This is a genomic window from Streptomyces actinomycinicus (genome assembly GCF_016741775.1).
Taxonomy (GTDB): Bacteria; Actinomycetota; Actinomycetes; order Streptomycetales; family Streptomycetaceae; genus Streptomyces; species Streptomyces actinomycinicus.
Genome location: NZ_JAERRK010000001.1, coordinates 71,971 through 94,143, shown reverse-complemented (window position 1 = coordinate 94,143; position 22,173 = coordinate 71,971). Strand labels below are relative to the sequence as shown.

The 22,173-nt window shown below is 73.6% G+C and carries 22 protein-coding genes and 1 tRNA gene; 5 read left to right on the top strand and 18 right to left on the bottom strand.

All coding sequences use genetic code 11. The annotated features are described in order from the left end of the window. Positions 1–138: 138 nt before the first annotated feature. Positions 139–215 (top strand) — tRNA-Lys (locus tag JK359_RS00465). Between the two features lie 108 nt (positions 216–323). Further along, positions 324–1,004, top strand: coding sequence for a FadR/GntR family transcriptional regulator (locus tag JK359_RS00460; RefSeq protein ID WP_201830427.1), 681 nt, complete (start codon positions 324–326; stop codon positions 1,002–1,004). A 37-nt stretch (positions 1,005–1,041) separates the two neighbouring features. Here JK359_RS00460 and JK359_RS00455 read toward each other — a convergent pair whose 3' ends face one another. The 13 genes from JK359_RS00455 to JK359_RS00395 form a co-directional block, all read right to left on the bottom strand. Beyond that, on the bottom strand, positions 1,042–1,713 hold the full coding sequence (locus JK359_RS00455) for a class F sortase (RefSeq protein ID WP_201830426.1): 672 nt from the start codon (positions 1,711–1,713) through the stop codon (positions 1,042–1,044). Between the two features lie 8 nt (positions 1,714–1,721). Next, on the bottom strand, positions 1,722–2,267 hold the full coding sequence (locus JK359_RS00450; RefSeq protein ID WP_201830425.1) for a hypothetical protein: 546 nt from the start codon (positions 2,265–2,267) through the stop codon (positions 1,722–1,724). Between the two features lie 213 nt (positions 2,268–2,480). After that, positions 2,481–3,260 (bottom strand): HAD-IIA family hydrolase, encoded by a 780-nt coding sequence (locus JK359_RS00445; protein ID WP_201830417.1) that lies wholly within the window; start codon positions 3,258–3,260, stop codon positions 2,481–2,483. A gap of 77 nt (positions 3,261–3,337) precedes the next feature. After that, positions 3,338–4,819, bottom strand: coding sequence for an alkaline phosphatase family protein (locus tag JK359_RS00440; protein ID WP_236677163.1), 1,482 nt, complete (start codon positions 4,817–4,819; stop codon positions 3,338–3,340). 144 nt (positions 4,820–4,963) lie between these two features. Continuing rightward, entirely contained in the window at positions 4,964–6,019 is a 1,056-nt protein-coding gene (locus JK359_RS00435; RefSeq protein WP_201830406.1) for a 2-aminoethylphosphonate ABC transporter substrate-binding protein, read from the bottom strand. A gap of 133 nt (positions 6,020–6,152) precedes the next feature. Further along, positions 6,153–6,950, bottom strand: coding sequence for an ABC transporter permease (locus JK359_RS00430; protein ID WP_201830404.1), 798 nt, complete (start codon positions 6,948–6,950; stop codon positions 6,153–6,155). Next, positions 6,937–7,806, bottom strand: coding sequence for a 2-aminoethylphosphonate ABC transporter permease subunit (locus JK359_RS00425; protein WP_201830402.1), 870 nt, complete (start codon positions 7,804–7,806; stop codon positions 6,937–6,939). The genes JK359_RS00430 and JK359_RS00425 overlap by 14 nt, the downstream gene beginning before the upstream one ends. Continuing rightward, positions 7,799–8,854 (bottom strand): ABC transporter ATP-binding protein, encoded by a 1,056-nt coding sequence (locus JK359_RS00420; RefSeq protein WP_201830400.1) that lies wholly within the window; start codon positions 8,852–8,854, stop codon positions 7,799–7,801. Before JK359_RS00420 ends, JK359_RS00425 begins: the two co-directional genes overlap by 8 nt. Position 8,855: 1 nt before the next feature. Further along, positions 8,856–9,563, bottom strand: coding sequence for a phosphonatase-like hydrolase (locus tag JK359_RS00415; protein ID WP_201830399.1), 708 nt, complete (start codon positions 9,561–9,563; stop codon positions 8,856–8,858). Then, complete coding sequence (locus JK359_RS00410; protein WP_201830391.1) at positions 9,560–10,684, bottom strand: TIGR03364 family FAD-dependent oxidoreductase; 1,125 nt, start codon at positions 10,682–10,684, stop codon at positions 9,560–9,562. Before JK359_RS00410 ends, JK359_RS00415 begins: the two co-directional genes overlap by 4 nt. 192 nt (positions 10,685–10,876) lie before the next feature. Beyond that, complete coding sequence (locus tag JK359_RS00405; RefSeq protein ID WP_201830389.1) at positions 10,877–11,632, bottom strand: GntR family transcriptional regulator; 756 nt, start codon at positions 11,630–11,632, stop codon at positions 10,877–10,879. A gap of 209 nt (positions 11,633–11,841) precedes the next feature. After that, positions 11,842–12,807 carry a hypothetical protein gene (locus JK359_RS00400; protein WP_236677107.1) on the bottom strand — a complete coding sequence of 322 codons (966 nt, stop codon included), beginning with the start codon at positions 12,805–12,807 and terminating at the stop codon, positions 11,842–11,844. Positions 12,808–13,411: 604 nt separating this feature from the next. Beyond that, entirely contained in the window at positions 13,412–14,653 is a 1,242-nt protein-coding gene (locus JK359_RS00395) for an ROK family transcriptional regulator (RefSeq protein WP_201830385.1), read from the bottom strand. Between the two features lie 72 nt (positions 14,654–14,725). Between JK359_RS00395 and JK359_RS00390 the strand changes: the two genes are divergently transcribed. Continuing rightward, the gene (locus JK359_RS00390) at positions 14,726–15,799 is read left to right on the top strand and encodes a Gfo/Idh/MocA family protein (RefSeq protein ID WP_201830383.1); all 1,074 of its coding nucleotides are present in this window, start codon (positions 14,726–14,728) and stop codon (positions 15,797–15,799) included. Continuing rightward, entirely contained in the window at positions 15,799–16,308 is a 510-nt protein-coding gene (locus JK359_RS00385; protein WP_201830382.1) for a heme-degrading domain-containing protein, read from the top strand. The genes JK359_RS00390 and JK359_RS00385 overlap by 1 nt, the downstream gene beginning before the upstream one ends. Positions 16,309–16,509: 201 nt before the next feature. Here the strand turns inward: JK359_RS00385 and JK359_RS00380 are convergent, their stop codons facing one another. The 4 genes from JK359_RS00380 to JK359_RS00365 all read right to left on the bottom strand — a co-directional run bounded on the left by JK359_RS00380 (position 16,510) and on the right by JK359_RS00365 (position 19,246). Then, entirely contained in the window at positions 16,510–17,367 is an 858-nt protein-coding gene (locus JK359_RS00380) for a fumarylacetoacetate hydrolase family protein (protein WP_201830381.1), read from the bottom strand. A gap of 151 nt (positions 17,368–17,518) precedes the next feature. Continuing rightward, complete coding sequence (locus JK359_RS00375) at positions 17,519–18,229, bottom strand: YidC/Oxa1 family membrane protein insertase (protein ID WP_201830380.1); 711 nt, start codon at positions 18,227–18,229, stop codon at positions 17,519–17,521. A 117-nt stretch (positions 18,230–18,346) separates the two neighbouring features. Then, positions 18,347–18,676, bottom strand: a complete 330-nt coding sequence (locus JK359_RS00370) for a DUF6412 domain-containing protein (RefSeq protein WP_201830379.1) — start codon at positions 18,674–18,676, stop codon at positions 18,347–18,349. 30 nt (positions 18,677–18,706) lie between these two features. Further along, positions 18,707–19,246 carry a winged helix-turn-helix transcriptional regulator gene (locus JK359_RS00365; protein WP_236677106.1) on the bottom strand — a complete coding sequence of 180 codons (540 nt, stop codon included), beginning with the start codon at positions 19,244–19,246 and terminating at the stop codon, positions 18,707–18,709. Positions 19,247–19,390: 144 nt separating this feature from the next. Between JK359_RS00365 and JK359_RS00360 the strand changes: the two genes are divergently transcribed. Then, positions 19,391–20,782 carry an MFS transporter gene (locus JK359_RS00360; RefSeq protein ID WP_201830378.1) on the top strand — a complete coding sequence of 464 codons (1,392 nt, stop codon included), beginning with the start codon at positions 19,391–19,393 and terminating at the stop codon, positions 20,780–20,782. A 327-nt stretch (positions 20,783–21,109) separates the two neighbouring features. Here the strand turns inward: JK359_RS00360 and JK359_RS00355 are convergent, their stop codons facing one another. Then, positions 21,110–21,970: a class E sortase gene (locus JK359_RS00355; protein ID WP_201830377.1), complete on the bottom strand. Its 861-nt coding sequence runs from the start codon at positions 21,968–21,970 to the stop codon at positions 21,110–21,112. Between the last annotated feature and the right edge of the window lie 203 nt (positions 21,971–22,173).

Genomic DNA, 22,173 nt, shown 5'->3' with positions numbered 1-22,173 from the left:
ATCAGTTTCCCAACTGTGCTCAGAACGCGCATTTTGACGGTCCGAATGATGTACGCGGCCCCTCCGGACGACCTCCGGGCCATCTGGGGGTGGTCGGAAGCACCCTCGGAGGTCAGGTAGAGTTTTCTCCGTCAGCAGGCGCCGCTAGCTCAGTTGGTTAGAGCAGCTGACTCTTAATCAGCGGGTCCGGGGTTCGAGTCCCTGGCGGCGCACCATGGCGATGGCGAGTCATGACCGTGTACAGCACGGTCCGGCTCGCCATCGTTGTTTTTGCGTGGCTCCGGACCGGACCGTCCTCGCGAATGGCCGGATACCCTCTGGCCATGGCAGCCCGGGACCTTCAGGAACGGATCAAGAAGCTGATCGTGGACCAGCGGCTGCCCTCGGGCGCCCCGCTGCCCACCGAGCCCGAGCTGATGCGGCTCCTCGGGGCGAGCCGGAACTCGGTGCGCGAGGCCCTGAAGGCGCTCCAGGCCATGGGCATCGTGGAGATCCGGCACGGCTTCGGCACCTATGTCGGCTCGATGTCGTTCGCTCCGATGATCGAGGGCCTCGCCTTCCGCACCGTCGCCGGCCACTACCGCGGCGAGGACTCCCTGCTCCAGCTGCTGGAGCTGCGCGAGGCGGTCGAGACCGGGCTGGTGTCCCGGCTGGCCGGGCGGCTGCCCGAGGCGGACCTGGTGGAGCTGGAAGCACTCGTGGACCGCATGGAACGGGAGGCGGCACAGGGGGCCGGCCTCGCCGAGACCGACCGCGCCTTTCACGCCACTCTCTACCGGGGGCTGGACAACGTGCTCCTGGGCGAGGTGCTGGAGGCGTTCTGGGAGGCCTTCCACCGCGTCCGGCAGGACCTGGTGGACGTGCCGCAGGACCCGCGGGTCACCTGCCGCCAGCACCGGGAGATCCTCGACGCGGTGCGCTCCGGCGACTCCCTGCGGGCCGAGCGGGCCATAAGGGAGCACTTCGGCAACATCCGCACCCGCCTGTCCCCGGTGACCGTGTGACCCCTGCGCTGCGCGGCAGCGGCTCGCGCGAGCGGGTTCAGCGGCCGGTTCCCGTGAGGTACGCGGAGACCACCACGTTCGCCGTGTAGCTGTGGCCGGCGCGGTCGAAGGTGCCGCCGCAGGTGATCAGGCGGAGTTCGGCGCGGCCCGGCTCGTGGGGGCCGTAGGCCCGGCGCGCGTCGAAGCCCTCGCGGGGCAGCACGCTGACGTCGTCGACGGTGAACACGGCGACCTTCCCGTCGGAGCGGACCACCCGGACCGTCTCGCCCCGGACGAGTGTGCTGAGCTGGTAGAACACGGCGGGCCGGGTGGTGGTGTCGACGTGCCCCACCAGCAGGGCCGCTCCCGCGGCACCGGGTGCGGTCCCGGCGCCGTACCAGCCGACCACGCCCGGCTGGTCGTAGGGCGGCGGGTCGACCGCGCCCCGGGCGTCCAGCCCACGGTCCACCACCGGCGCCTGCACCCCCAGCCGGGGGATGTCGACGCGCTGGGGCACCGCCGCACCCAGGGGTGTCGCCGCGTGCGGGAGCACGGCCGGGCCGGCGGCGCGGCCGAGGGCGAAGACGTCGCCGGTGGCCGGGCGCTCCGTGCTCGGCCGGACGTCGCTCACCCCGCGCCCCCACAGCCACAGCCCGAACAGCAGCAGCGCCCAGGCCAGAGCGGTGATCAGCCGCCCGGTTCCGGGCGTGCGCCCGTGGTCGTCCGACATGGCGGCGCTCAGCGCGTGCGGCGGCTCCGGCGGGCGCGCAGCCCGACGGCGACCGCGGCGACGCCGGCGAGCGCGAGGCCGGTCACCGACTGGCCGGTGCCGGGGCCGGAGCCGCTGGTGGCCACCGTGGCGAAGTGCGCCGTACCGCCGCCGCCCGCGTCCACCGGGGCGACGGGCGAGGCGGCGGCGGACGGCACGGCGGGCTCCCCGGGCTGGGCGGCGCCGGCCGCCCCGACCGTGATCCGGCCGGTGATCTCGGCGCCGCCACAGCTGACCTGCACGTCGTAGACGCCGGGCGCCACGGAGGAGCGGATACGGGTCTCGCCGGCCAGGGCTCCTTGGGTACCGGTCAGCCGGGCGTCGGCGACGAAGGCGCGCGAGGCGGCGGCGCCCTGGTCGCCACCGCAGCCGCTGACCCGCACGGTGACGTCGGAGCCGGGCCCCGGGGAGGCGGGGGTCACGGAGACCGAGCCGGTCCCGGCCGCGTGGGCTGCGGGCGCGAACACGGCCGTGGCGAGAATTCCGGTACAGAGAGTGAGGCGTAGTGAGCCCATCGTGAACCTCCAGTTATCAGGAGGCTCCCCCGGCCCGGGCGCCCCCGCATCCTCGGGAGGCGCCCGATTGCTCCGAACGGGTGATGCCGGGTTTCGGCCCGGCCGGGGCCGGTGCTCGGACCCGGTCCGGGCCGGTGCTCGGACCCGTGGGCCGGGCCGGTGCTCGGACCCGTGGGCCGGGCCGGTGCTCAGACCCGTGGGCCGGGCCGGTGCTCAGACCAGGTCGACCAGGTCCGCGATGGAGTCCACGACCTGAGAGGGCCTGAAGGGGTAGCGGTCGACGTCCGCGGGCTGGGTGACGCCGGTGAGCACCAGGAAGGTGCGCATCCCGGCCTCCAGGCCGGCGAGCACATCGGTGTCCATGCGGTCGCCGATCATCGCCGAGGTCTCGGAGTGGGCGCCGATCGCGTTCAGCCCCGCCCGCATCATCAGCGGGTTCGGCTTGCCGACGAAGTACGGCTTCTTTCCGGTCGCGGCGGTGATCAGCGCGGCGACCGAGCCGGTGGCCGGCAGGTCGCCCTCAGTGGAGGGGCCGACGTTGTCGGGGTTGGTGGCGATGAAGCGGGCACCGTTGTTGATCAGGCGTACGGCCTTGGTCAGGGCCTCGAAGGAGTAGGTGCGGGTCTCGCCGAGGATCACGAAGTCGGGCTCGTGGTCGGTGAGGATGTAGCCGATGTCGTGCAGCGCGGTGGTCAGACCGGCCTCGCCGATGACGTAGGCGCTGCCGCCGGGACGCTGGTCGTCGAGGAACTGGGCGGTGGCCAGCGCCGAGGTCCAGATGTTCTCCACCGGCACGTCCAGGCCCATGCGCCGCAGCCGGGCGTGCAGGTCACGGGCGGTGTAGATGGAGTTGTTGGTGAGGACCAGGAAGGGCCGGCCGGACTCGCGCAGCTTCTTCAGGAAGGCGTCGGCGCCGGGGATCGGCACCCCTTCGTGGATGAGGACGCCGTCCATGTCGGTGAGCCACGATTCGATGGGCTTGCGGTCTGCCATGCTGTGCGTCTCCTGGCATGCATACGGTCAACGAGCGGGGGCGCCGGAACCACGGCGTACCGACGCCCCCAGCCTAGTCAGGCCTGCGTGATCCGTACCCCGTCGATCACCCAGTACCAGTTGTTGCCGCCGGTGTAGCGGAAGCGCACCCGGACGGTGGTGGCGCCCGCCGGGACCTGGAGGGTGACGGTCTCGGTGCGGGAGGGGACGTCGGCGGTGTACGTCTTCACGCTCACCGGGGTGCCGCCGTCGTAGGAGACGAGGACCTCGCCCTTCTGCGGGGCCTCCTGCCGGTAGTAGGTGGTGTACGTCAGCGTCGCCGTGCGGCCCCCGGTCACCGGGTGGGCGGGGCTGACGAGGGTGGAGTCGAAGGTGCCGGTGAGGGCCTTGTCGTACCACTCGTCGCCGTCGGCGACCGCGAAGACGTTCCGGGCACGGATGTTGCACTCGCGGTTCTGGTCGCGCTGGGCCTGGGTCCAGAACTCGTCGGTGGTGAAGGACCAGCCGCGCCACTCGGTGACCCCGCCGGTGCCCATCGCGGAGTTGTCGACGGACCAGCCGGCGGGCGGGGTGTGCGTGAAGCCGAGGATGCTCGCCGGGATGCCGGTCTCGTCCGCGCGGGGCTGCAACTGCCCGCGCAGGGCGTCGAAGTCGTCGGGGGCGGGCTGCTGGACCGGGCGGCCGTCCAGGCCCCAGGCGGGGTCGATCGCGATGCCGAGGTGGGCGAGCGCCGAAGCGGCCACGTCCGGCATCTTCACGTCGTGGCGGACCGAGCCGGGCGCCAGGGCGGACCCGGTGGCGATCATGAAGGTCTGGCGCTCCTGGAGGGTGGAGCCGCCGTGGCCGCCGGCGTCGGTGTGACCGTGGTCGGCGGTGACCATGATCAGCCAGTCCTCGTCGGCGTAGGCCGTCCGGGACTTGACGGCGGCGACGATCTGGCCGACCTGCGCGTCGGCGCCGTGGATGGCGTCCAGGTACTGCTGGGAGGCGGCGCCGTAGCTGTGGCCCGCGTGGTCGATGTTGTCGAGGTGGACGAAGACGGCGTCCGGGTCGGCGCCTTTCAGCCGGGCGACCGCGCGGGAGGTGGTGCCGGTGTCGTACTCGGCGCTCGGGGTGGAGACGCGGGTGTCGACCTTCGGTGAGAAGACCGTGTCGGTGATCGGGTTCCAGGAGGCGACGGCGTAGGTGGACAGGGAGGGCTTCGCCGTCTCGACGCGGGTGAGGAAGTCCGGGTACTGCGTGAACCGGGAGCCGGTGAAGTTGTTGTCCTTGACGTTGTGCTTGTCCGGCCACACCCCGGTGATGACGGTCGACCAGCCGGGGCCGGACAGGGTCGGGGCGAGCGGGTCGGCGTAGATGCTGCTGGGCGCGGTGAGGCCCGCGGCCATCAGGGCGTCGAGGTTGGGGGCGTCGGCGTCCTTGATGCGCTGGAGCAGGGCACCGTCGAGGCCGATGACCAGCACCTTGGGGGTGCGGACGGCCGCGCGGGCGACGGCGGCGAGCGGGCCGGCGGACACGGCCAGCGCGGTGGCCGAGACGAGGAAGGTACGACGGGACATGCGGGACGACACGGAGGGCCTCCGTAGGTGGCGGGATGAGCGTGTGCGTGCAGGCATGGCAACGCCCCCGGTGGTTCCAGGGGCGGTGCTTCACTGTCGGCTGCCGGACAACTCCTAGTTTCCGCAGCCGGGTTGGCGGGCGGATCAGCTGCCGGTGGCCGACTTCCAGTCCTCGACGTACGAGGCGAGGTTCTCGTCGATGTCGTTCCAGTCGGGCTGGAAGACTTCGACGCCGTCCATCAGCTTCGTCAGCGCGATGGCGTTGGCGTCGGTGGCCTTGACGTCCTGGCGGGCTGTGAAGCCGCCGCCGATCTCGCTGACCTCCTGCTGCTGCTTCTGCGCGAGCATGAAGTCGAGCAGCTTCTTGCCGTTCTCGCTGTGCGGGGCCTTGGTGACCAGGCCGGCCGCGTAGGGCAGACCGAAGGTGGTGGGCTTGCCGTCCTTGCCGGCCGGGAACCAGATGCCGAGGTTGGGCATGTCCTTGGACTGGGCGTAGTTCATCTGCACATCGCCGTTGGCGACGAGGAGTTCGCCCTTGTCGACCTTGGGGGCGAGCTTGCCGGTGGAGGCGGACGGGCCCACGTTGTTGGCCTGGAGCTGCTTCAGGTAGGCGAGGGCCTGGTCCTTGCCGCCGAAGTCGTGGACGGCCTTGATGAGCACGGCGGTGCCGTCGCCGGCCACGCCGGGCGTGGAGTACTGGAGCTTGTTCTTGTACTTCCCGTCGAGCAGTTCGTCCCAGGTCCTGGGGGCCTGCTTCAGCTCCTTCTTGTTGTAGACGAAGCCGAAGTAGTTGTTCACGACGGAGGTCCAGGTGCCGTCGGCGGCCTTGTCGGCGCCGCTGACCTGGTCGGATCCCTGGGGGGCGTACTTCTGCAGCAGGCCCTTGCCGTCGGCCTGCTGGATGAAGGGCGGGAGCGTGACCAGCACGTCGGCCTGCGGGTTGCTCTTCTCGCGGACGGCACGCTGCACCATCTCGCCGGAGCCGCCCTCGACGTACTTGACCTTGATGCCGGTCTGCTTCTCGAAGTCCTTGAAGACCTGGTCGTACCAGCCGTCGCCGTTCTCGCCCTTGAGGCCGTCGGCGCTGTAGACGGTGACGACCTTGGCGTCGGAGGCGGCGGAGGAGCCGCCGCAGGCGGACAGCGCGGGAGTGGCGAGCAGGGCGAGGGCTATGGCGAGCGCGACGCGGTTTCTGGGCATGGCGAGGTGAACTCCTTGCGTGTGAGCGGGGACCGGACGGTCGGCGATCGGTGTTCGGTGATCACCGATCGGGATCGGGGATCGGTGATCGGTTCGGTGAGCGGTGATCGGTTCGGTGAGCGGGGGGGAGGACTCAGCGGTACGACGCCCGGGTGCGGACCCGGGAGACGGCGAACAGGACGAGCAGGGTCGCGGTCATGAGGACCACGGCGACGGCGGAGCCGGTGAACAGGGCGCCGCGGTCGGTGGCCGCGTAGACGAGGACGGGCAACGGGGTCCAGTCGGGCGGATAGAGCATCATCGTGGCGCTCAGCTCACCCATCGACAGGGCGAAGCAGAGGCCGGCCGCGGCGGTGAGGGACGGCAGCAGCAGGGGCAGCCGCACCCGCCACAGCACGTAGGAGGGCCGGGCGCCGAGGGAGGCGGCGGCCTGTTCGTAGGCCGGGTCGAGGCGGGTGATCGCCGCCGACACGGACTGGTGGGCGAAGGCGGTGACCAGCACGGTGTGCGCGACGATCACGATCCACCGGGTGCCGTTGAGCAGCATCGGCGGCTGGGAGAAGGCCACCAGCACCGACAGTCCCACGACGACCGAGGGCACGGCGACCGGCAGCACGAACAGCGCGTCCAGCAGCCGCCGGTACCGCTTCCTCAGGGCCGCCCCGGCCAGCGCGGCCCAGGTGCCGACGGTCAGCGCGAGCAGGCTGGCGGTGATGGCCGTGAGCAGGCTGGTGGTGAGCGCCTGCAGGGCCTCGCCCCGGGTCGCGGACCGGTAGTTGGCGGTGGTCAGGTGCGACGGCAGGACGCCGGACCAGTGGGTGGCGAAGGAAGCGCCCAGGACGACGAGCAGGGGCAGGGCGAACAGCGGCAGGAAGAGGACGAGGAAGACCGCCCACACGGCCCACCTGGCCTTGCGGCTATGCACCAGCACGACGGCTCACCACCCGGTAGAGGCCGTACAGGCCCACGGAGATCAGGACGTTGACGACGGCGACCACGCACGCTCCCGGGTAGTCGGACTCCAGGATCGCCTTGCCGTAGACGAGCATCGGCAGGGTGGTGACCCCTTTCGCGCCGGTGAAGAGCACGATGCCGAACTCGTTGAGACAGAGCACCAGTACGAGGCTGCCGCCGGCCGCGAGCGCGGGCAGCGCCTCGGGCAGGATCACCTGCCGCACGATCCGCGGTGCCCGCGCGCCCAGCGAACTGGCCGCCTCCAGCTGTGCGGTGTCCAGCTGCGAGAACGCGGCGAGCAGGGGCCGCATCACGAACGGTGTGAAGTAGGTGACCTCCGCCAGCAGCACGCCCCAGGGGGTGGTCAGGAACTGGAAGGAGCCGACGATGCCGGTCGTGCCGTAGATGAACAGCAGCGCCAGCGTGATGAGGAAGGACGGGAAGGACAGGTACACGTCGATGAACCGCGCCACCGCCTTCGCCCCCGGGAACGGCACGAACGCGATGACCAGCGCCAGCGCGAAGCCCAGGGCCAGACAGCCGGCGGTGGACGCGCCCGCCAGCCACACGGTGGTCCACAGCGCGTGCCGGAACGCCTCGGAGGCGAACACGTCGGCGTACGGCTGGAGGGAGGTGCCTCCGCTGTCCGGCCGGAAGGACTGCCGGACGACGAGGGCGAGGGGGTAGAGGAAGAAGAGGGCGAGGAGCGCGACGGGGGGCAGGGCCCACAGGAGCGCCCCGCGGGAGCGCCGCACGGTGTCTGGTCCGTGGCCGCCGCCGCGCGGGCGCACCGGGCCACGGGCGGCCCGCGCGTTCTGTACGGCCTCAGCCATGGCTCATCCCGGCCGGCAGCAGCACCGCGTCGTCCGGGGCGAAGTGCAGGCTCACGGGGTCGCCGTGCCGCGGCGGGTCCTTCAGCTCACGCACGTCCGCCATCACGGCGTGCCCGTCGACCTCCACGTACAGCCGGTGCGTGGCCCCCCGCCACTGGATCTCCCGCACGACACCCGCGAGCCGGTTCGGCCCCTCGCCGAGCCCGACGAGATGAGGCCGCACGCACAGCGTGGCCCGTGCGCCCGCGACCGCGTCCGCCGTGTCGACCTTCAGTTCGGTGCCGGCGAAGCCGACGCCACCGGCGCCCACCGTCACCGGCAGCAGGTTCGCGTTGCCCACGAAGGACGCCGTGAACTCGTTGGCCGGGGCCCGGTACAGCTCCCTGGGCGTGCCGCAGGCCTGCAACCGTGCCTTGTCCATCACCGCGATCCGGTCGGCCAGCGTCAGCGCCTCCACCTGGTCGTGAGTGACGTACAGCATCGACACGTCCGGCAGCTCGCGGTGCAGCCGGGCGAGTTCGGCCAGCATTCCGGAGCGCAGCTGGGCGTCCAGCGCGGACAGCGGTTCGTCCAGCAGCAGCACGTCCGGCCGGATGGCGAGCGCCCGGGCGATGGCGACCCGCTGCTGCTGCCCGCCGGACAGCTCGCGCGGGTGCCGGCGGGCGTACGCGGCCATGCCGGTCATCTCCAGCGCCTCGGCGACCCGCTGCCGTATCCCGGACCTGGAGACCTTGGGGCTCCGGCGGGCCTTCAGTCCGAAGGCCACGTTGTCGTCCACCCGCAGGTGCGGGAAGAGCGCGTACTGCTGGACGACCATTCCGATGCCCCGCCGGTACGGCGGCAGGTCCGTCACGTCCCGGCCGCCGAGGAGCACCCGCCCGGACGCGGGCCGGACGAAGCCGGCGACCGCCCGCAGCGCGGTGGTCTTGCCGGATCCGGACGGCCCGAGCAGCGCCATGACCTCGCCGGGCCCGACGGTCAGGTCGAGCGAGTCGAGGACGACGTTGCCGTCGTAGGCCACCGTGACGGAATCGAAGCGGATGCCCATCTCACCGTTCTCCCGTGAGCAGGGCGGGCAGCGCGGCGACGGAGTCGAGGACGTGGGTGGCCCCGGCGGCGCGGAACGCGTCGTCGCCGTGGGCGCCGGTGCGCACGCCGGCGACCAGGCCCGCGCCCGCCCGTACGCCGCTCAGCACGTCGTACGAGGTGTCGCCGACGACGGCGACCTGCCTCACGTCCTCGGCGGCCTTGGTGCGCACGAAGGCCTCCAGGACCATGTCCGGGTACGGCCGCCCGCGCCCGCCGGCGTCGGCCGGGCACAGCGTGAGCGGGACCAGGTCACGCCAGCCGAGGGCGCCGAGGATGGCGTCCTGGGTGACACGGGCGAAGCCGGTGGTGAGGACGACGGCGAGGCCCCTGCCGGCCAGTTCCTCGATGGTCTCGCGGGCACCCGGGACGGGGGCGATCAGGCCGCCGTCCACCAGGTCGCCGTAGGCCTTCTCGAAGGCGGAGTTGGCGCGCTGGGCCCGGTCCTCGTCCCCGAACAGGTGCCGGAAGACGGAGATCTTGGACTCGCCCATGGTGGCGCGGACGTACGCGAGGTGCTCGGCGTGCTCGGCCGAGCCGGGCTCGACGCCCAGTTCGGCGGCGGCCACGGCGAAGGCCTGCTCGACCAGGCCGCCGTCGGCGACGGTCGTACCGGCCATGTCGAGGACGACGAGACGGATGTTCTCCGGGGTGTCGGTCACGCTGCTCACCAGCCCAGTTCGTTCGCGGTGGTCTCGGCTATCGCGGGGGCGCAGGTCATGCCGCGCCCGCCGGGCCCGGTGACCAGCCACACCCCCTCGTGCACCTGCTGGCGGTGCACCACCCGGCCGGGTTCGGTGCACTGCGCGTACACCCCCGCCCAGCGGTGCCGGACACGCGGCAGCGGCCGGCCGAGGAAGGACTCGACGACGGCGGTGAGGTGCTCGTACGGCTCCTCGACGGTGTCGAAGGCGAAGGGGTGCTCGTACTCGTGGGTGTCGCCGATGGTCAGGCCGCCGTCGGCGCGCTGCACCATCAGCAGCTGCATCTTGTGCGCCGCGGCGGTCTCCGGCTGCGGCTGGCGGGCGTTCAGCTCGTCCAGCGCCGGGGAGGCGTACGCCGGGTAGTAGCGGAAGCTGTCGGCGTCGGCGACCGAGGTCGTCAGCGGTTCGCCGAGCGGGTCGGTCTGCATCATCTGCAGCCGGACGCGGCGCACGGGCAGGCCGGGACCGGCCAGTTCGCGGACCAGGCCGCCGAGCCAGGCGCCGGTGCACAGCACGACGGCGTCGGCGTGGTGCACGTCCCCGTGGTCGTCGCGGACGGTGCCGGCGCCGGTCACCTCACGGACCTCGCGGCCCGGCAGGAAGGTGTAGTCCGGGGACTTCAGCAGCTCTTCCCGCAGGGCCAGCTGGGCGGTGCGGGGCTCCACGGCCGCGTCCCGCTCGCAGTACAGGGCGGCGGTGAACTCGCCGCGCAGGGCGGGGTTCAGGGCCCGGGCCTCGCCCGGGGTGAGCAGCTTGTAGCCGCGGGCGGCAGCGTCCGGGCGGGCCACGGCGGCCTCGGCGACGGCGAGTTCGAGGGGGCCGCGGACGGGGGTGAGGGAGCCGGTGGCCCGGAAGCCGAGGCCGGGCACCCGGCCGCCGATCCCCTCCCACAGCTCCCGTGCCCGCAGGGCGGCTTCCAGCTCTTCTCCACCGGCGCGCCCGCTGACCCAGATCTGTCCGAAGTTGCGCAGCGAGGCGCCGCGCGCCTCGGCCTCACGCTCGATCTGGACGACCTGGTGGCCGCGCTCCACTGCTTGCCAGGCGTGCATGGTGCCCACCACGCCGGCTCCTACGACTGTCACTCTCACGGCGGCAACGCTCCTCGCGATGCGGGAACCGGAAACATCCGGCTGACAACGAGAGCGTGAACGACCCATCACGTTTGGGCTAGACCCGTTATCTTTTCGTGACATCGAAGGGGGTGGTGGGGCGGTGGGGCGCGGGGGTGAGGGTCGCGGGGGTGAGGGTCGGGGGGACGGGCTTCAGCCGCGCGGGGGGCTTCAGCCGCGGAGGTGGGTGGTGAAGGAGAAGCGGTCTCCCCGGTACAGCGACCGCACCCGTTCCAGTGAGCGGCCCTCCGTGTCCCGGGACACCCGGTGGATCAGCAGCATCGGCAGGGCCGGCGGGGTGCCGATGAGCAGGGCCTCGCGGGGGGTGGCCAGCACGGTCTCGAGCCGCTCGTCGGCGTCGCCGAAGTGGATGCCCTGGGCCTTGAGGTAGACGTAGAACGAGGAGTCGGGGTCGAAGTCGACGTCCAGCCGCGGCACCCGCTCGACGGCGACGTACGTGCTCTCCAGGCCGACCCGCTCCTCGTCGGCCAGGAGCACGCGCTCCAGGTGCCACACCGGCTCGCCCCGGGTCAGCCCGGCCTCGGCGGCGAGGGCGTCCGGGCAGGGGAAGCGGTCCAGTGAGACCAAAGTCCGGCCCGGCGTGCGGCCCTGCCGGCGCACACCCTCGGTGTAGCTCGCGAGGGACAGCGGCTGGGCCAGCTTGGGCCCGGCGACGACCGTCCCACGGCCGCGGCGCCGGAGCCGGCCCTCCAGCACGAGTTCCCGCACAGCCTGCCGCACGGTCTCCCGGGCGACGTCGTACCGCTCGGCGAGATCCCGCTCGGTGGGGATGACGCTGCCCTCCCCCAGCTCCTCCAGCAGCGCGGCGATGCGCGCCTTCACCGCGTAGTACTTGGGGATGCGCCCGTGCTCGGGAATGCCGGAGCGGACGGGGGCGCCGGGGGCCTGGTCGTTCGGGTAGTCCACGGGTGGATCGTCGCAGACGGGAGGAGACCGGCGGGGGCCGGGGGCGGGCGGCGGGCGGCGGGCGGCGTGAAGTGGCGACGGGGGCGGGCAAGTGCGGGCTGCGGGCGGGGCGAGGTCGGGGTCAGTGGCGGGCAAGTGCGGGCTGCGGGCGGGGCGAGGTCGGGGTCAGTGGCGGGCAAGTGCGGGCTGCGGGCGGGGCGAGGTGGGGGTCAGTGGCGTCTGCGGGCGAGTAGGGACGCGCCGGCACCCACCGCCAGCAGCGTGGCCCCGGCGGCGAGCAGCCCGTGGGCGAGCCCCGGCCCGGTACGCGCCAGCTCGCGCGCCCGTGCTCCGGCCTGCTCGGCCTCCTCGGCGAACGGCAGGGACGAGTCCGGGGTGTCGGTACCGGAGCCGGCGCCGGGACCGGTGCCGGTGCCGGTTCCGGCGCTCGTGCCGGAGGTGGTACCGGCAGCCGCGGCCGATGCGCTGCCGGACGGGCTGACCTGCACCTCTCCGACAGCCGGCGGCCCCTCGCTCTCCCCAGCGCCCGGCGGCTCCACGCTCTCCCCGACGTCCGGCGGCTCCTCGCCCTCCGCACCGACCCCGAAGCGGTAGGCGTTGGACGCCCCGACCCAGTCCCCGTCCTGGCCCCGGCGCTGCACGACGGCGGCGCTCGCGGTGACCCGGTCGGTCACGGCGTCGGAGGTGAGTGCGAGCCGGAGGCGGACGCTCACGGTCCCGCCGGGCGGCACGGTGAAACCGGCGAACCCCTCCCCGTCGAGCACGCCGACCAACTCCTGCTCGTCGGTGGTCTCGAACGCCACGGGCCGGGCCCGGGAGCCGTCGTAGAAGTCCAGCCGGGGCTGCCCCGGGCGCAGGGAGCGCTTGTCGTCGACGAGGACCACAACCGGGTGGATCCCGGCGCAGGTCCGCCGTGTGCTGTTGGTGAGGTCGATGTACCAGGTGCCGTAATCGCCGCCGGCCTCGTAGGAGTCGGGTCCGCCGCGGATCCGGGCGGCCAGCGGGAAGCTGCGCGTGTCGGTGCCGGTGCAGGAGGCGGTCGCACCGGCGGAGGGGGCCGCACCGGCGGAGGGGGCCGCACCGGTGGCGGCGGCTGCCGGAGCCACCGGGAGGGCGAGAGTGGCGGTGGCGGCGGCTGCGGAGAGACGGAGGGACAGGGACGGGCACAGTCGCATGAACACATGACCATGCCGGGTGGGTGCGGCGGAGGAAGTGCGCCACTCCGGGGCTACGGCGAACTCCGCTCGATCAGCGGAGCGAGCCCCGGCCGCGGCCGGTCACCGGGCCGGACGGGTCGTGGACGAGGGTGGGCTGGACCGGCGGCCGGATCGAGAGCGGGCTGCATGGAGGTGGCGCCGGCCCGTCGTGGGCTGGATCGCGGCGGTCGGATCGAAGGCGGGCTGGACGGAGCTGGTGCCGGCTCGACGTGGGCTGGATCGCGGCGGCCGGTTCGAAGGCGGGCTGGACGGAGCTGGTGCCGGCTCGACGTGGGCTGGATCGCGGCGGCCGGTTCGAAGGCGGGCTGGACGGAGCTGGTGCCGGCTCGACGTGGGCTGGATCGTCGCGGTCGGTTCGAAGGTGAGCTGGACGGAGCTGGTGCCGGCTCGACGTGGGCTGGATCGTCGCGGTCGGTTCGAAGGTGAGCTGGACAGAGGTGGCGCCGGCCCGTCGTGGGCTGGATCGTCGCAGTCGGTTCGAGGGTGGTGTCGGGTCAGACGGACAGCGCTGTGGGAGTGCGATCGCCGGCGCCGCCACGACTCCCCCCGCACACAGCGCCCCTCAGACGTCCCCCCGCCCGAACAACGGCGCCAGCAGCAACTGCGCGGCCCCCTCGGCCACGACCCGCTCCCCCCGCGGAGCGATCCGCACCGGCACCGGCCCGCCGCTCGCTCCCTCCCGCAGAGCCTGCGCGTCCAGCACCTCGCCCACCCCCTGCACGTACGCCTCGGGCGCCGCCGCCACCGTCCGCCCCCCGAGCAGCACGACGTCGATGTCCAGCAGGCCCACCAGGTTCCCGGCCGCCACGCCCAGTACGCGCGCCGCCTCGGCGGCCTCCCCCCGCGCCGCGGCCCCGAGGCACAGCACCTCCACGCACCCCCGGTTCCCGCACTCGCACCGCGGCCCGTCCAGCTGGATCACCTGGTGCCCGAATTCACCGGCCCCGGTCCGCGCCCCCCGGTGCACGCTCCCGCCGAACACGAGTCCGGCCCCGAGCCCCGTACCGAGGTGCAGATAGGCGAACGACCGGCCCGCGGCGCCCTCCTCGCCTCCGACCGCCAGACCGAGCGCGGCGGCGTTCGTGTCCTTGTCCACGACCACCGGCACCCCCAGCCGCTCCGCGAGCGCGTCCCGCAGCGGGAAACCGTCCCACTCTGGAAACCCCGTGACCCGGTGCAGGACGCCTTGCGCATGGTCCAACGGCCCCGGAAGCGCCACCCCCACCCCCAGCAGCGACCGAACCCCGCCGAGCCCGGCACCCGCGGCCAGGCCCCCGTCACGGACACCGGACACCCCGCCGTCGCCCCCCTCGGCCACCGCCCCACCGGCACCCGCACCACCCCCCGTGGTCTCTCCCAGGCTCTCCCTCACCAAGCCCTCGACCGCCTCGCAGACGGCGCCCAGTACCGCCTCCGCACCCGCACCCAGGTGCAGCTCGCCGTGCCGTTCGCCCACCATGGTGCCGTCCAGGTCCACGAGCACGACCCGTAGCTCGTCCCGGTCCAGGTGCACCCCCACCGCGTGCCCCGCCTCCGGCACCAGGCGCAGTACGGTCCGCGGCTTGCCCCCCGTCGACGCGCGCCGGCCGGCCTCCGCCGCGAAGCCCTCCTCCCGGAGCCGTGCGGTGATCTTGCTGACGGCCTGCGGGGTCAGACCGGTGCGCTCGGCCAGTTCCAGGCGGCTGATGCCCTCGGTCCCGGCGTCCCGCAGCAGCCCCAGCACCAGGGCGGTGTTGTGGCTGCGCAGGACGCCCAGGTTCGCCCCGGCCGGCCCTCCGCTCCGCGCGGTCCTCGTCCTGTTCATGCCCGTCCTGTTCACGCCGACCATTCTCCCCGCCGCTTGCACTTTGGCAACAGCGTTGCCAAAGTGGGAGGCATGACTACCGCCCCCCTCCGCGTCGGCCTGATCGGCTACGGCCTCGCCGGCTCCGTCTTCCACGCCCCGCTGATCGCCGCCACCGAGGGTCTCGCCCTGGACACCGTGGTCACGGCCAACCCCGAGCGGCAGCAGCAGGCCCGTGCCGAGTTCCCGGACGTCCGGCTCGCCGCCACCCCCGGGGAACTGTTCGACCGTGCGGACGAGCTGGACCTGATCGTCGTCGCCTCCCCGAACAGGACCCATGTCCCGCTGGCCACGGCCGCCCTCGAGGCGGGGCTGCCGGTGGTCGTGGACAAGCCGGTCGCCGGCACCGCGGCGGAGGCCCGGGGGCTGGCGGCCCTCGCCGACGAGCGCGGACTGCTGCTGTCGGTCTTCCAGAACCGCCGCTGGGACAACGACTTCCTGACCCTGCGCACGCTACTCGCCGAGGGCGAACTCGGTGACCCCTGGCGCTTCGAGTCCCGTTTCGAGCGCTGGCGCCCCCAGCCCAAGGGCGGCTGGCGCGAGTCCGGTGACCCTGCGGAGATCGGAGGTCTGCTCTACGACCTCGGCAGCCATGTCGTCGACCAGGCCCTGGTCCTCTTCGGCCCGGCCACCGAGGTGTACGCCGAGACGGACGTCCGCCGCCCCGGCGCCGAGACCGACGACGACACCTTCATCGCGCTCACCCACGCGAGCGGTGTCCGCTCCCACCTCTACGTCTCCGCCACCACCGCCCAGCTCGGCCCCCGCTTCCGGGTGCTCGGCTCCCGCGCGGGCTACGTCAAGTACGGCCTGGACCCGCAGGAGGCGGCCCTGCGCGAGGGCAGCCGTCCCGGCACCACCCCGGAGTGGGGCGTGGAGGACAAGGTTCTGTGGGGTCGCACCGGTTCCGGCGAGTCCCCGGTGAGCGGCGGCGGTGTCCCCGTACCGACCCTCGCCGGCGACTACCCCGCCTACTACGCGGCCGTCGCCGCCGCCCTGACCGGTGCCGGCCCCAACCCGGTGACCGCCCTGGAGGCGGCCGCCGCGCTCGACGTACTGGAGGCGGCCCGCCGGTCCGCCCGTGACAAGGTGACGGTGACCCTCTGATGCATCAGCCGCACATCGCCCCCAGGCCGACACCCGAACTCACCCCGGGCGTGCAGGAACTGGAGGAGCAGGAACGCCGCCTGGTCTTCGGGCGGTTCACGTACGACGACGCCTGGGCTCTCGGCTCCCTGCTGGTCCGGCTGGCCCGGGAGCGCCGGGCGCCGGTCGCCATCGACATCCACCGCGCCGGCCAGCAGCTCTTCCACGCGGCACTGCCGGGCTCCGCCCTGGACAACGACGCCTGGATCGCCCGCAAGCGCCGGGTGGTGGAGCGCTACGGCGCCTCCTCCTACCTGGTCGGCACCCGCTTCCGGGCCAAGGGCACCACGTTCGAGGACTCCTCCCGTCTCGACCCGGACACCTACGCGGCCCACGGCGGCTCGTTCCCGATCACGGTCGAGGGCGCGGGCGTGATCGGCGCGGTGACCGTCTCCGGACTGCCCCAGCTCCAGGACCACCGGCTCGTGGTGGAGGCGCTGGAGGAGTTCCTCGGCCGTTCGGCCGGCTGAGGCACGGCGCCGAGCACCGCCCGGGACGCCCCCCGGCCGGTACTCGGCGCTCCCCGGGCTCCGGGTGCCCGGCGCCCCCGAAACTCCGGGTACCCGGCGTTCCAAGATCTCCGGGTGCCCGGGGCGCTCGGCATTCCCAGCGCTCCCGGCGTTTCGGCGCTCCCATCGTTTCCGGCACTCCCGGCGCTCCCGGCGGAGCCGCTACGCGTCCTTCAGTTCCTGCCGCTGCCGGCCCAGGCCCTCGATCTCCAGCTCCACCACGTCCCCGCTGCGCAGGTACGGCTTGGGCTCCGGCTGCCCCATCGCGACCCCGGCCGGCGTCCCGGTGTTGATGACGTCCCCGGGGTGCAGCGTCATGAACCGGCTGAGGTACCGCACCACCTCGCCGACGGGGAAGATCTGCTCGGCCGTCGTACCGTCCTGCCTCAGCTCCCCGTTGACCCACAGCCTCAGCGGCAGCCGCTGCGGGTCCGGTACCTCGTCGGCCGTGACCAGCCAGGGGCCCAGCGGGTTGAACGTCTCGCAGTTCTTGCCCTTGTCCCAGGTTCCGCCGCGCTCGATCTGGAACTCCCGCTCGGAGACGTCGTGCGCCACCGCGTACCCGGCGACGTGTGCGAGCCCCTCCTCGGCCGACTCCAGGTAGCGGGCCGTGCGGCCGATGACGACCGCGAGTTCGACCTCCCAGTCGGTCTTCACCGAACCGCGCGGCACCAGCACGGTGTCGTGCGGTCCGACGACCGTGTCCGGCGCCTTGAGGAAGACCACGGGCTCGGGCGGCGGCTCGGCGCCCGTCTCGCGGGCGTGGTCGTGGTAGTTGAGGCCGATGCACACGACTTTCCCGATGCGGCCGAGCGGGGGTCCGATCCGCAGTCCGGCCGGGTCCAGCACGGGCAGCTCACCGGATTCGGCGGCCGCCCGGACCCGGCCGAGCGCGGTCTCGTCGGCGAGGAGCGCGCCGTCGATGTCGTCCACGAGGCCCGAGAGGTCCCGCAGGGCCCCCTCGGCGTCGAGCAGTGCAGGGCGCTCCGCCCCTGCCGTACCGACTCGCAGCAGCTTCATGGTCACAATCTCCCTCGATCGCGGGCGCCCGGCCGATGGGTGCAGCCATCGGAGGACTGGCTGATCCTCCAATTCCCCTGTCCACTCCGCAAGACCTTGTTCACGTACTGGACCGTAACCAGGCCCCGTCCCGGGGATGCCGCTCGCCCGCTCAGCGGGACAGCAGAGCCTGTTCGGCGGCGCTCCAAGCCGTGCTGGTGACGAGGTAGAGGGCGGCGGCGAGCGGGACGACCGCCACGGTGACGAGCGTGAAGAAGGACAGGAACGGCATGATCCGGGTGGCCGCGCCGAGCCCGGGCAGCTCGCCGCCGGCGCCGGCCGGTATCGGCTGCTCGGCCATCGTCCGCCGGGCGCGCCGGAAGTTCACGGCGGCGACGGCCGCGGCGACCACGAAGAGGCCCAGGTAGACCAGCCCGGCCGGACCGAACGGTCCGCCGTCGGCGAGCGCGTCGGTCCAGCGTCCGCCGAGCGGGGCGGCGAACAGCCGGTGGGCGAGCAAGCCGTTGTCGTCACCGCCGATCGAACCGCTGGAGAAGAGGTGGTAGAGGAGGAAGAAGGCGGGCGCCTGGAGCAGGCTGGGCAGGCAGCCGGAGAGCGGCGAGACCTTCTCCTCGGCGTGCAGCTCCAGCACCGCCTGCTGGAGCCGCTGCGGATCCTTGGCGTGCTTGCGGCGCAGTTCGGCGACTCTCGGCTGGAGCGCGGCCCGGGCGCGCCGGCCGCGGGCGGCGGCCCGGGACAGCGGGTGGACGAGGAGCCGTACCAGCGCGGTGAACAGGACGATCGCGGCGGCTGCCGCGGAGGCGTGGAAGAGCGGGGTCAGCAGCTCGGCCAGCTGCTCGACGATGCGGGCGAAAACGGACATGGGTGAGCCCTCCGGGGGTCTCGTCGTGCCGGAAGCGACCGGAGAACGACCGGTCATGAGCGGAGATCGGCATGACGACCCGCGCGGGGTCACGTGCTGAGGTGTGCGGAACGTGCCCTACGCGGCGGTCGCCGGACCGGCGTGTCCGGGTGCTCTGGGCCGCCGCCGGCCGGGCGCGTCGGGGTCGCGCTGGGGCAGGAATGCCGTACGGCGGTCCCGGTCGCGTATCGCCGTACGGACGCGGGCGGGGCGTACGACGGGGGCGCAGCGCCCGGTCAGCAGGATGCCGGCGGCGAGCACCGCGGCGGCGGTGGCGGTCGCGGCGAGGGCGACGGCGGTGGTGATGGTGAGACCGCCGGTGCCGGGCAACGCGGCCTGGAGCAGCAGCAACTGCGCCAGGACCAGCAGCAGGGCGAGGGGGCGCACGACGGCGACACTGCTGCGCATCAGCACTCCCCCCCTTTCCCTCACCGATCGTCAGTCCACGTGCTGCCCGGGATCGGTCTCCAAGGGCTCCAGCAGCCGCTTGGGCCGCAGCAGTGCCCTGCTGACCGGATCCGCCGGTGCGGAGTCGAGTTCCGGCCCCGGCACCATCACAACGTCCGACACCGGCACGAGAGTTCCGCAGGCGTCACACATTCCGTACGACTCGACGGTCCCGCCGCAGTCCGCGTGCCGGAAGATCCGCAGCCGGCTGGCGTCGACGTGATCGCGCCCCCACTGGCCGAGGGCGCGCAGCACGGGCCACAGGGCGGCTCCGCGGTCGGTGACGACGTACTCGTCCCTGGGCGGCGCCTCCTGGTACCGGCGCTTCTCGAGGATGCCCTCCTCGGTCAGCGTGCGCAGCCGGGCCGAGAGGACGGCACGCGGGATGCCGAGGTGGACGAGGAAGTCGTTGTAGCGCCGGACGCCGTAGAGCGCGTCGCGGACGACGAGCAGGGTCCACCGCTCGCCGACGACCTCCAGCGCGCGGGCGATCGAGCACTCCTGCGTCGCGTAGTCCTTGCCCAGTGCCATGCCGTCCACTGTAACCACTTCGGCGCAATTGGTTCAATGAACGAACCTACGGTGTTACGCTGGCCCGACAGGTCAGTTCAATGACCGAACCGACAGCCGCAGGCCCTCCGGACAGCCCGGGGGCCCGGAAGGACAGGACAGGCCATGACCGGGCTCGACTCCGTCACCGCCCCCGCAGCCGTACGCAGCACCCCTGCCCGGGCCACCCCCGCCGGGCCACGGGCCACCCTCGCCCTGACCAGCGCCGCCACCGCCGTGGCCCTGATGACGTACACCGCCCCGATGGTCACGCTGCCCGACACCGCGGCCGACCTGCACACCCCCCTCTCCGCCCAGGCCTGGCTGCTCAACGGCACCCCCCTCGGTCTCGCCGCGCTCCTCCTGGTGGCCGGCAGCCTCGCCGACGACTACGGCCGCCGCCGGATCTTCCTCGCCGGCACCCTCGGACTGGGCCTCACCACCGCCCTCGGCGCGTTCACGACCTCGACCTGGCTGTTCACCCTGGCCCGCATCGCCCAGGGCGCCGCGAGCGCGGCCCTGCTGGCCAGCAGCCTGGGCCTGATCGTGCACGCCTTCCCCAGCCCGCGCGGCCGGCTGCACGCCACCGGCGTGTGGGGCGCCTTCGTCAGCGGCGGTATCGCCGTGGGCCCGCTGATCGCCGGCGCACTGCCGAGCTGGCGGATCGGCTACGGCGTCCTGGGCGCCGCCGCTCTCGTCGTGGCCGCACTCGGCACCCGGGCACTGACCGAGTCCCGCGCCCCGCGCGGCGGCCGGCCCGACGTGCTCGGCGCCCTCACCTTCGGCCTCGCCCTGGTCGCCCTGGTCGCGGCCCTCACCCTGGGCCGGGACGGCTGGCTGCGCGCCCCGGTGGGTCTGCTCCTGGCCGCGGCCGTCCTCCTGGTCGCCGTGTTCGTCGCGGTGGAACACCGCTCCGGCACCCCGATGATCGACCTCGGTCTGCTGCGCCGCCCCCAGTTCCTGGCCTCCTCCGCCGGCGGCCTGTTCACCGGCCTCGCCGTCATCGGCACGTTCAGCTTCCTGCCGGCCCTGCTCCAGCAGGCGCTCCGGCTGTCCCCGCTGGCCACGGCCTGGCTGCTCCTGCTCTGGTCCGGCCTGAGCTTCGTCGTCGCCCTCCAGGTCAAGCACCTGGCCGGCCGCGTCCCCCCGCGCACCCAGCTCGCCCTCGGCTTCGCGCTGCACACGGCCGCCGCCCTGACGATGCTCGGCGCCATCGGCTCCGGATCCTGGCCCCGCCTGCTGCCTGGCCTGATCGTCGGCGGCATCGGCAGCGGCCTGCTGAACGGCGCGCTGCCGCTGCTCGCCGTCGAGTCGGTGCCCCGGGAGCGCGCGGCGATGGGCTCCGGCGCCCAGCAGACCTTCCGCTACATCGGCTCCTGCGCCGGCGTGGCCCTGACCATCGCCCTCGCCACGTCGGCCGACGACCTGGCCCGGGGCGCCGACACCGCCCTGCTGGTGTCGGCGGGACTGGCAGTGGCGGGGGTGGCGAGCGTGCTGGGACCGCGGGAACGGGGGTGAACGGCCGGGGAGCGCGCCGAGGGGGCAGGGACGCCGAAGGGGCAGGGGCGCCGAAGGGGCAGGGGCGCGAGGGGGCGGGGGCGCCGAAGGGGCAGGGGTGTCGAGGGGGCGGGGGCGCCGAAGGGGCTGGGGCGCTGAGGTGTCGCACCGAGGCCGGCCATGGACCTGATGCCGAGCGCGGGCGGAGGCGGCGGCGCGGTCGCGCGGGGAGGCCGAGCGGCCGGAGTCGACGACCTCACCGAGCCCGGGGATCTCACCTCGGCCGCGACGCCCCAGCTCGGCCCGGGGACTTCACCCGGCGCGGTGGCCTGGGCCCGGCCGATGACTTCACCTCGGCCGCATGGACACCAGCTTCCCCCACACCACCAGCCGGTACCGGGAGGTGAACTCGGGGGTGCAGGTGGTCAGGGTGAGGTAGTAGCCCGGCTCGTCGTACCCGTACCCGGGCCGGACGAGGGAGCGCGGAACGGGCCGGACGACCCCCGAGTCCCTCGCCGACGTCCGCGGCAGGACTCTGTCGACCCGGTACGTGAACGCAGCCGTCCGCGTCTCCACCTCGACGGCGTCCCCCGCCCGCAGCCGCGGCAGGTACCGGAACGGCTCGCCGTGCGTGTTCCGGTGCCCGGCGAGCGCGAAGTTGCCGGCCTGGCCGGGCTGCTGCGTGCCGCGATAGTGACCGACGTACCCCTTGTTCAGGACACCGGCCTTGCTCACGCCCTCGGCGACCGGGACGCGGAGACCGAGCCGCGGGATGGTCAGCACGGCGTACGCCTGGGACCGCCGGGGCAGGGACACGGGCGCGTACGACCGCTGTGGCGCGCGGGACTCGCCGGCCGGGCCGGGGGTCGCGGAGCCACTGCCGGCACCCCTGCCGCCGCCTCCGCCTCCGCCCCCGCCTCCGCCGCTGCCTCCGCTCCCGCCTCCGCCGCTGCCTCCGCTCCCGCCGTTGGTTCCGCTCCCGCCCCCCGCCGCCCCGCTCGACCATTCCCTCTCCAGCGCCTCCACCTTCCGCTCGGCACCGCGCCGGGCCTCCCGGTTGGTCCACCACAGCTGGTGTACGACGAGCAGCAGGAGGACCAGCCCGACGGTGACGAGCGCCTCGCCCCCGCCCCACAGCACCCGCCTGCGCCGGGCACGCCGCCGCAGATCCCCGTGCCGTACGACCCGTACGCCCGCCGCCGCCCGCATCCGCACCCACCTCCAGCCGGAGCCGCCCGCACGATAGGCGCAGCGCCCTCAACTGGCCAGAGCCGGAAGGGCATGGACAGCGGGCACGGGCTCCCGGCCCGCGTACCGGGACGGCTGGACTGAACGACCGGACGGCCGGACCGGACAGCCGGACCGGACGGCTGGACGACCGGACCGGACGGCTGGACGGCTGGACCGGACGA

Bases quoted from the DNA above. Each gene is read 5' to 3' on its own strand.
- JK359_RS00460 (WP_201830427.1), top strand. From the start codon at position 324: ATGGCAGCCCGGGACCTTCAGGAACGGATCAAGAAGCTGATCGTGGAC.
- JK359_RS00455 (WP_201830426.1), bottom strand. From the start codon at position 1,713: ATGTCGGACGACCACGGGCGCACGCCCGGAACCGGGCGGCTGATCACC.
- JK359_RS00450 (WP_201830425.1), bottom strand. From the start codon at position 2,267: ATGGGCTCACTACGCCTCACTCTCTGTACCGGAATTCTCGCCACGGCC.
- JK359_RS00445 (WP_201830417.1), bottom strand. From the start codon at position 3,260: ATGGCAGACCGCAAGCCCATCGAATCGTGGCTCACCGACATGGACGGC.
- JK359_RS00440 (WP_236677163.1), bottom strand. From the start codon at position 4,819: ATGTCCCGTCGTACCTTCCTCGTCTCGGCCACCGCGCTGGCCGTGTCC.
- JK359_RS00435 (WP_201830406.1), bottom strand. From the start codon at position 6,019: ATGCCCAGAAACCGCGTCGCGCTCGCCATAGCCCTCGCCCTGCTCGCC.
- JK359_RS00425 (WP_201830402.1), bottom strand. From the start codon at position 7,806: ATGGCTGAGGCCGTACAGAACGCGCGGGCCGCCCGTGGCCCGGTGCGC.
- JK359_RS00420 (WP_201830400.1), bottom strand. From the start codon at position 8,854: ATGGGCATCCGCTTCGATTCCGTCACGGTGGCCTACGACGGCAACGTC.
- JK359_RS00400 (WP_236677107.1), bottom strand. From the start codon at position 12,807: ATGCGACTGTGCCCGTCCCTGTCCCTCCGTCTCTCCGCAGCCGCCGCC.
- JK359_RS00395 (WP_201830385.1), bottom strand. From the start codon at position 14,653: ATGAACAGGACGAGGACCGCGCGGAGCGGAGGGCCGGCCGGGGCGAAC.
- JK359_RS00390 (WP_201830383.1), top strand. From the start codon at position 14,726: ATGACTACCGCCCCCCTCCGCGTCGGCCTGATCGGCTACGGCCTCGCC.
- JK359_RS00385 (WP_201830382.1), top strand. From the start codon at position 15,799: ATGCATCAGCCGCACATCGCCCCCAGGCCGACACCCGAACTCACCCCG.
- JK359_RS00380 (WP_201830381.1), bottom strand. From the start codon at position 17,367: ATGAAGCTGCTGCGAGTCGGTACGGCAGGGGCGGAGCGCCCTGCACTG.
- JK359_RS00375 (WP_201830380.1), bottom strand. From the start codon at position 18,229: ATGTCCGTTTTCGCCCGCATCGTCGAGCAGCTGGCCGAGCTGCTGACC.
- JK359_RS00370 (WP_201830379.1), bottom strand. From the start codon at position 18,676: ATGCGCAGCAGTGTCGCCGTCGTGCGCCCCCTCGCCCTGCTGCTGGTC.
- JK359_RS00365 (WP_236677106.1), bottom strand. From the start codon at position 19,246: ATGGCACTGGGCAAGGACTACGCGACGCAGGAGTGCTCGATCGCCCGC.
- JK359_RS00360 (WP_201830378.1), top strand. From the start codon at position 19,391: ATGACCGGGCTCGACTCCGTCACCGCCCCCGCAGCCGTACGCAGCACC.
- JK359_RS00355 (WP_201830377.1), bottom strand. From the start codon at position 21,970: ATGCGGGCGGCGGCGGGCGTACGGGTCGTACGGCACGGGGATCTGCGG.